Origin of the sequence: Rhizobium centroccidentale, from assembly GCF_030182565.1 — a bacterium.
In the GTDB taxonomy this organism is placed as follows: Bacteria; Pseudomonadota; Alphaproteobacteria; order Rhizobiales; family Rhizobiaceae; genus Rhizobium.
Genome location: NZ_JAQJCG010000048.1, coordinates 1 through 6,674, shown reverse-complemented (window position 1 = coordinate 6,674; position 6,674 = coordinate 1). Strand labels below are relative to the sequence as shown.

General features: G+C 59.0%; 9 protein-coding genes. 7 read left to right on the top strand and 2 right to left on the bottom strand.

Annotation, left to right across the window (positions count from 1 at the left end; all coding sequences use genetic code 11):
• The 6 genes from PH562_RS30465 to PH562_RS30440 all read left to right on the top strand — a co-directional run.
• A partial coding sequence (locus tag PH562_RS30465) for a hypothetical protein (RefSeq protein ID WP_285177615.1) occupies window positions 1-194 on the top strand: 194 nt, incomplete at its 5' end.
• Between the two features lie 271 nt (window positions 195-465).
• The gene (locus PH562_RS30460; RefSeq protein WP_285177614.1) at window positions 466-1,308 is read left to right on the top strand and encodes a transporter substrate-binding protein; all 843 of its coding nucleotides are present in this window, start codon (window positions 466-468) and stop codon (window positions 1,306-1,308) included.
• Between the two features lie 57 nt (window positions 1,309-1,365).
• Complete coding sequence (locus PH562_RS30455; protein WP_285177613.1) at window positions 1,366-2,028, top strand: amino acid ABC transporter permease; 663 nt, start codon at window positions 1,366-1,368, stop codon at window positions 2,026-2,028.
• A gap of 6 nt (window positions 2,029-2,034) precedes the next feature.
• The gene (locus PH562_RS30450; RefSeq protein ID WP_113228797.1) at window positions 2,035-2,694 is read left to right on the top strand and encodes an amino acid ABC transporter permease; all 660 of its coding nucleotides are present in this window, start codon (window positions 2,035-2,037) and stop codon (window positions 2,692-2,694) included.
• A 13-nt stretch (window positions 2,695-2,707) separates the two neighbouring features.
• Entirely contained in the window at window positions 2,708-3,478 is a 771-nt protein-coding gene (locus PH562_RS30445; RefSeq protein WP_113228796.1) for an amino acid ABC transporter ATP-binding protein, read from the top strand.
• A gap of 161 nt (window positions 3,479-3,639) precedes the next feature.
• The gene (locus PH562_RS30440) at window positions 3,640-4,443 is read left to right on the top strand and encodes an IclR family transcriptional regulator (RefSeq protein ID WP_113228795.1); all 804 of its coding nucleotides are present in this window, start codon (window positions 3,640-3,642) and stop codon (window positions 4,441-4,443) included.
• A 106-nt stretch (window positions 4,444-4,549) separates the two neighbouring features.
• Here PH562_RS30440 and PH562_RS30435 read toward each other — a convergent pair whose 3' ends face one another.
• Both PH562_RS30435 and PH562_RS30430 read right to left on the bottom strand, forming a co-directional pair.
• Window positions 4,550-4,939 carry a nuclear transport factor 2 family protein gene (locus tag PH562_RS30435; RefSeq protein ID WP_285177604.1) on the bottom strand — a complete coding sequence of 130 codons (390 nt, stop codon included), beginning with the start codon at window positions 4,937-4,939 and terminating at the stop codon, window positions 4,550-4,552.
• A 23-nt stretch (window positions 4,940-4,962) separates the two neighbouring features.
• Entirely contained in the window at window positions 4,963-5,721 is a 759-nt protein-coding gene (locus PH562_RS30430) for an SDR family NAD(P)-dependent oxidoreductase (RefSeq protein WP_483315398.1), read from the bottom strand.
• A gap of 104 nt (window positions 5,722-5,825) precedes the next feature.
• On the opposite strand from PH562_RS30430, the gene PH562_RS30425 reads away from it, so the two are divergent.
• Complete coding sequence (locus tag PH562_RS30425; RefSeq protein WP_285177602.1) at window positions 5,826-6,584, top strand: LysR substrate-binding domain-containing protein; 759 nt, start codon at window positions 5,826-5,828, stop codon at window positions 6,582-6,584.
• The last annotated feature ends 90 nt before the right edge of the window (window positions 6,585-6,674 follow it).

The window sequence follows — 6,674 nt, the reverse complement described above, 5'->3', positions numbered from 1 at the left end:
CCTATCCGGCGACGGCTCATTACAAACCTCTATCTCTCGATAAAGGCATTGAATCATCAATGTTTCCATACGTCTACAAATATCCGCGCACAGGTCTCATCAAACACAGCGCTCAGATTTCGCAGGACACCTGGATATCCGGCATGTCCCGCGGAAAATCCTTCGCATTGCGAGTGACCGGCAACGTCGAGTGAATCTTGTCTGTTGCCCGGATAATGGTTTGGAGCAGCTCGATGCGGCGGAACTGCCGCAGAGATACCGCGCGCCGGCCACTGCATTGTCGACGGCGATAACGGTAAATCCGGCAGGAGACACCCCTTGACCGTTCCCTATCTCCCGCGATCGGCAATGGCAGTCACTATTGACAAGTTGCCCCGTATATCCCTTGATATGCCTTATCCGAGATAACAGACAAATGTCCGGAATATTGGATTATTCGAAAGCCATTGAACAAGGGGAACAACCATGAGCATTTCCTTCCGCGTCGGCCTGATGTCGCTGGCCGCCGCCACACTCCTCTCTTCCACGCCCGTTCTCGCCGACGGCAGCAAGCTCGATGAGGTGCTTGCGCGCGGCCATCTCGTTCTCGGAACCGGCAGCACGAACGCGCCATGGCACTTCAAGAGCGCCGACGACAAGCTGCAGGGCTTCGACGTCGACATGGGCCACATCATCGCCAAGGCCCTCTTCGGCGATCCCGACAAGATCGAATATGTGAACCAGTCGTCCGATGCCCGCATTCCAAACATCACCACCAACAAGGTCGACATCACCTGTCAATTCATGACCGTCACGGGCGAGCGCGCCCAGCAGGTGGCCTTCACCATTCCCTATTATCGCGAAGGCGTCGGCCTGATGCTGAAGGCGGACGGTCAGTATGCCGACTACGCGGCATTGAAGGCGGCAGGCTCTTCCGTCACCGTTTCCGTTCTGCAGAACGTCTACGCTGAGTCCATGGTCCATGCCGCCCTTCCGGACGCGAAGGTCGACCAGTATGAATCCGTCGACCTGATCTACCAGGCGCTGGAATCAGGCCGCGCCGATGCGGTTGCGACCGACCAGTCGTCGCTCGCCTGGTACATGACGCAGAACCCGGGCCGCTACAAGGACGCCGGCTATGGCTGGAACCCGCAGACCTATGCCTGCGCGGTCAAGCGCGGCGACCAGGATTGGCTGAACTTCGTCAATACCGCCCTGCACGAAGCCATGACAGGCGTCGAATTCGATAGCTACGCCAAGTCCTACAAGACGTGGTTCGGCAAGGACCTGACCCCGCCGCAGATCGGCTTTCCGGTCGAATACAAGTAACAGTCGAGCGGAGCGGGATATTCTCCCGCTCCGCCAGTCTGAAAGGGGCGGCCCGAGATGGGTTACACGCTGAATTTTGCCGCCGTCTGGCGCAACTTTGATTTTCTTATTAGCGGTCTGGCGCTCAGCCTCGGCCTGGCGATCATATCGATTCTTATTGGCGCCTTGATCGGCCTGATACTCGCCTTCGCGCTGACGTCGAAAAGCCGGATGGCAGTTATCCCGGCGCAGGTATATGTGACCGTGATCCGAAACCTGCCGATCCTGGTACTGGTGCTGTTTGCCTTCTTCGCCTTGCCGCAGATGGGCTTCCGCCTGGACAAGATCAAAAGCTTCGTCCTGGTCCTCTCCATCTACTCTGGCGCCTATCTTGCCGAAGTGTTTCGCTCAGGATTGCTGTCGATCCCGAAGGGCCTTTCGGAGGCGGGTCTTGCGATTGGCCTGACGCCAATGCAGATCCGCGGATCGATTATCGCACCGTTGATGCTGCGCAATGTGCTTCCGTCGCTGTCTTCGACCATCATCTCGCTGTTCAAGGATACCTCGCTTGCAGCCGCCATTGCCGTGCCGGAGCTGACATTCGCTGCCCGTAAGATCAACATCGAGAGCTTTCGCGTCATCGAAACCTGGATGGTCACATCAGCTCTCTATGTCGTAACCTGCTTCCTCATCGCCGCGCTGATGCGTTTCGTCGAGCGCAGGCTGGCTTTGCCGAGGTAACACCGGATGTCTCACAGTTTTCTCGAACAACTCTGGATCGCCCGCTACGTCATCATCAACGGGCTCGGCGTGACGGTATCGATTTCTCTTCTCGCCATTCTCGCCGGTTCCATCGTCGGTGTCTTCGTTGGCCTCGCGCTCGTCTACGGCGGAGCCATTCTGCGCCTTTTGATCCGCGCCTATACCGACATCATCCGTGGTACGCCCGTGCTGGTCCTCGTGCTGGCAAGCTACTACGTCTCTTCCGCGGTAGGCCTTGATTTGGGGCCATTTTCCGCAGGCGTTCTTGCCCTGGCAATCTTCTGCTCGTCGCATGTCGGCGAGATCGTGCGCGGCGCGCTGCAGGCCATCCCGAAAGGTCAGACGGAAGCGGCCAAGGCGATCGGCCTCACCTTCACCCAGACCTTCACGTCGGTCCTGTGGCCGCAAGCGATGCGCCAGTGCCTGCCGGCCTGGGTGAATACGGCAGCCGAGATGGTAAAGGCCTCGACACTTCTTTCCGTAATCGGTGTCGCCGAACTGCTCCTGCGCACACAGGAGATCATCTCCCGCAATTTCATGAGCCTCCAGTTCTATTTCCTGGCTGGTGGTCTCTATTTCATCGTCAACTTCGGTATCGAGCGTTTCGGCAAATATGTCGAGCGCAAAACCGCACTGCCGTCCTGAGGAGATCGGACCGATGGGCAAGACAATTTTAGACATTCAGGGCCTGCGCAAGACCTATGGCCAGCACGAGGTTCTCAAGGGCGTCGACTGCACGGTGCAGGAAGGCGAGGTCATTTCCATCATCGGCTCGTCGGGTTCCGGCAAAACGACGATGCTGCGCTGCATCAACATGCTGGAGGAGTTCCAGGGAGGCAAGATCAGCCTCGATGGCGAGGAAATCGGCTATCACGCCGACGGCAGCACCCGACGCCGCAAGAGCGAGAAGGAGATCGCCCGCCAGCGCGCACTCACCGGCATGGCTTTCCAGCAATTCAATCTCTTTCCGCATATGACCGCTGCCGAGAACGTGATGCTCGGCCTCGTCAAGGTGAAGAAAATGTCAAAGCCGGAGGCACGCGCCGTCGCGGAAAAATGGCTCGACCGCGTGGGCCTTGCGGCCCGCGCCAACCATTATCCGGGCCAGCTCTCGGGTGGCCAGCAGCAGCGCGTCGCGATTGCCCGAGCGATCGCCATGGCGCCTCGGCTGATGCTGTTCGACGAGGTGACGTCGGCCCTTGATCCCGAACTGGTTGGCGAGGTTCTTCAAGTCATCAAAGGGCTCGCCGCCGACGGCATGACGATGCTGCTCGTCACCCATGAGATGCGCTTTGCCTATGAGGTCTCCTCGCGCGTCATCTTCATGAACCAGGGCGTCATCTGCGAAGAAGGCGATCCGAAGGACATGTTCGCGCGTCCGAAGACAGAGAGGCTTGCCGAATTCCTCAAGACCTCGAGTTTCAATTGAGAGGAAACAACCGCGCTGCGCGAGCGTTGCGTCATCGCACGCTCGGATGCTATCGCAGCGTCTTGCTGATCTGGCGGCACCGGCGCTGTTTAGCCGGCACCATGTGCTGATGCGTCGCAGCGCGCCGGTTGCGGCTGGTTTGGGAATATTCGGAGAGAAGCATGGCCGAGACTGCAAACGACATTGTATCCCGACGCATGCGAGGCCTGGATCGCGCCTTCGAGATCCTTGAGTTTCTGCGGGTAAAACGCCAGCCGATGCGCCCGAACGAGATCGCAATGGAAATCGGTGCGCCACGCTCCTCCATCTACGAGCTTGTCAATCTTCTGCTCGGTCATGGCATGCTCGACTATCAGGGCGGTGACGGCCGGGTCTTTCTCGGCCGCCGCCTCTATTTTCTCGGCACCGCCTATGCCGAACAATTCGACCTGATGCGCGAATGCGGCCGCATGCTGGGCGTGCTGGCGGAAGAGACGCGCGAAACAGCGCAAATGTGCCTGCTGGAAGGCAATAAATATACGGTCGCCATGATGCGGGAAGGCATCCGCCCGTTTCGCATTTCCTCGAATGTCGGCGAGCTCGTCGCCATTCCGTGGACCGCCTCCGGGCGCCTGCTTGTTGCCCATCTTTCGGACCGGGAAATCCTTGATTTCATCCCGCCGGGAGATTTCGTCCTCCCGAATGGGAGGCGGTTGGACCCCGCCGATTTCATCGCTCAAGTGCGGCAGGCGGCCGAAGACGGATATTTCACCTTCAACAGCGAGGTGGAGAATTTCACCCATTGCTTCGCCGTGCCCATCCATCAGGCCGACGGCGCTTGCATCGCGACACTCTGCTTGGTTACCCCGCGCGAGGATGGCTTGCGCAACCGAACCGCCTATCTCGACAGCCTCCTGAAAGCCGCTCACGAGATCTCCGAAAAGCTCGGCTTCCGGTCGTCGAAAGGCCGCTTCTTCGGATCCTAAAACCCGACAAGATTTTTCGCGAAAGTGACAAATCTCCAGAGGAACGATCCCGTGAAAAGATCGCCCGGCACCCGCCCCGCGATCGTTGTTGGGTGCATTGGAACCCTCAGACCCTGATGGGCGGGCTGGTCGGATCCGGATTTCCGTCGAAGAAAAGATAGATCGCTGCGATCTTGCCGTCCTTGGCAATGATGAAATCCGTACCTGCGTACGCAGGTGGTTCTCCGGGTGCGCCGGCCACCCATTGCACGCGCCCGGCTTGGTCATGGAGAACGTCCGCTGCAGCGATTGTCGTGTATGCGAATGTCGGATGCATGGCACGGATAACTCCGGCGACGCGGACGATCTCGTCGCGGCCGCGGTAGATTCCGTGCGGTTCGATGAATATGGCGTCTTCATGAAGGATTTCCTCCGCCACTTTCCGGCGGAGGGCGTCATCGCCCTCCCCAAAGATGTCCTGCAGATTCCGATCGAGCAGCGTTGCGATGTCTGCCATGGTCATTCTCCCTGACATGCGGCTTAGATCTGGACGTGGCCACCATCGACGAAGAGTTCGACGCCATTGATGAAGCTGGCATCGTCGGAGGCCAGGAACAGGACGGCCTTGGCGATCTCTTCCGGTTGCCCGACGCGGCCGGCGGGAATGAGGCTCGCGAGGTAATTCTTCGTGTTCTCCGCGCTCTCACCATTGCCGAAGAGTTCGTTGAGGCCAGCTGTCTCCGTCACGCCAGGGCTAATTGCATTGACGCGAATATGGCGATCCTTGAGATCGAGGATCCAGTTGCGAGCGAAGTTGCGCACGGCAGCCTTGGTTGCCGAGTAAACGCTGAAGGCAGGCGTGCCGGAAATGCTCGTCGTCGACGAGGTGAGAATGATCGAGCCGCCATCACGCAGGAGCGGGAGCGCCTTTTGAACGGTGAACAAGGTGCCCTTCACATTGGTATCGAAGGTCTTCTGGTAGTGTTCTTCCGTAATCGCGCCGAGAGGTACCATCTCGCCGCCGCCGGCGTTCGCGAAAACCACATCGATGTGCGAGTGCTTCTGTTGAACTGCGTCGTACAGACGGTCGATATCGACGAGCTTGCTCATGTCGGCCTGCACGCCCGTGACACGGCCACCGATCTTCTGCACGGCGGCATCGAGCGCTTCCTTGCGGCGGCCGGTGATGAACACGGAGGCACCTTCAACCGAGAAGGCCTTTGCTGTTGCAAGGCCAATACCGCTCGTGCCACCCGTAACGATCACGACTTTGTTTTCGAACTTCTTGCTCACTATCATGCTCCTTTGCTGCGGCCATTGCCGTTGAAAAGAAACATGCCAGCAGAACGATGCTGCATATAGTCAGCAAATTTGGTACTCATCGTTCCAGATGGAGAACGATAATGCGATCTGACCTCAACGATCTATTCTACTTTGCCGAGGTCGTCGCCCACGGTGGGTTCGCGGCCGCAGGGCGCGCTTTGCGCGAACCGAAGTCGAAGCTTAGCCGGCGGGTAGCGGGGCTAGAGGAACGGCTCGGCGCGCGACTGATCGAACGGTCCAGCCGCCGCTTTCGAGTGACGGATATCGGCCAATCCTTCTATGAACGCTGTAAGGCTATGCTGGCGGAAGCCGAGCGCGCAGAAGCGCTCGTCGCAGAGGCACAATCAGAGCCGCATGGTCTGATCCGGATGAGTTGCCCGACCGGGCTGGTCGAACCGATCTCCACCCTCCTAACGCGATTCCTGGCGCAGCATCCAAGGGTGCGGCTGCAACTTATCGCGATTGACCGTCCAGTCAATCTCATTGAGGAGCGGATCGACGTCGCGTTGCGGGTCCGAACGTCGCTAGATGGTGATGCCTCACTAACGATGCGCTCGCTAGGCAACTCGATCCGCATCTTGGTCGCAAGCCCGCAAATTGCCAGCCGCATCGCAGACATAGAAGCTTTGGCGAGCGAACCTACCCTCTCGACCACGGATGATCAGGGCGAGGTGAACTGGTTTCTCGAGACGGACGATGGCCGAACCCATACGCTCAGGCATGAGCCGAGGATGGGCTGTGCAGACTTCACGGCCGTGAGGGCAGCCGCACTTGCGGGTCTGGGTGTCGCTCTTCTCCCCGATCACACATGCAGACAGGCGCTGGAAGAGTGTGATTAGGCATGGAATAAGGACCCCGCAAATGGGGTGATCGGCGTCCAAACGGGACCCCCATCTGCGATGGGGTTAGAACAGCCTCCGGTTTCATCG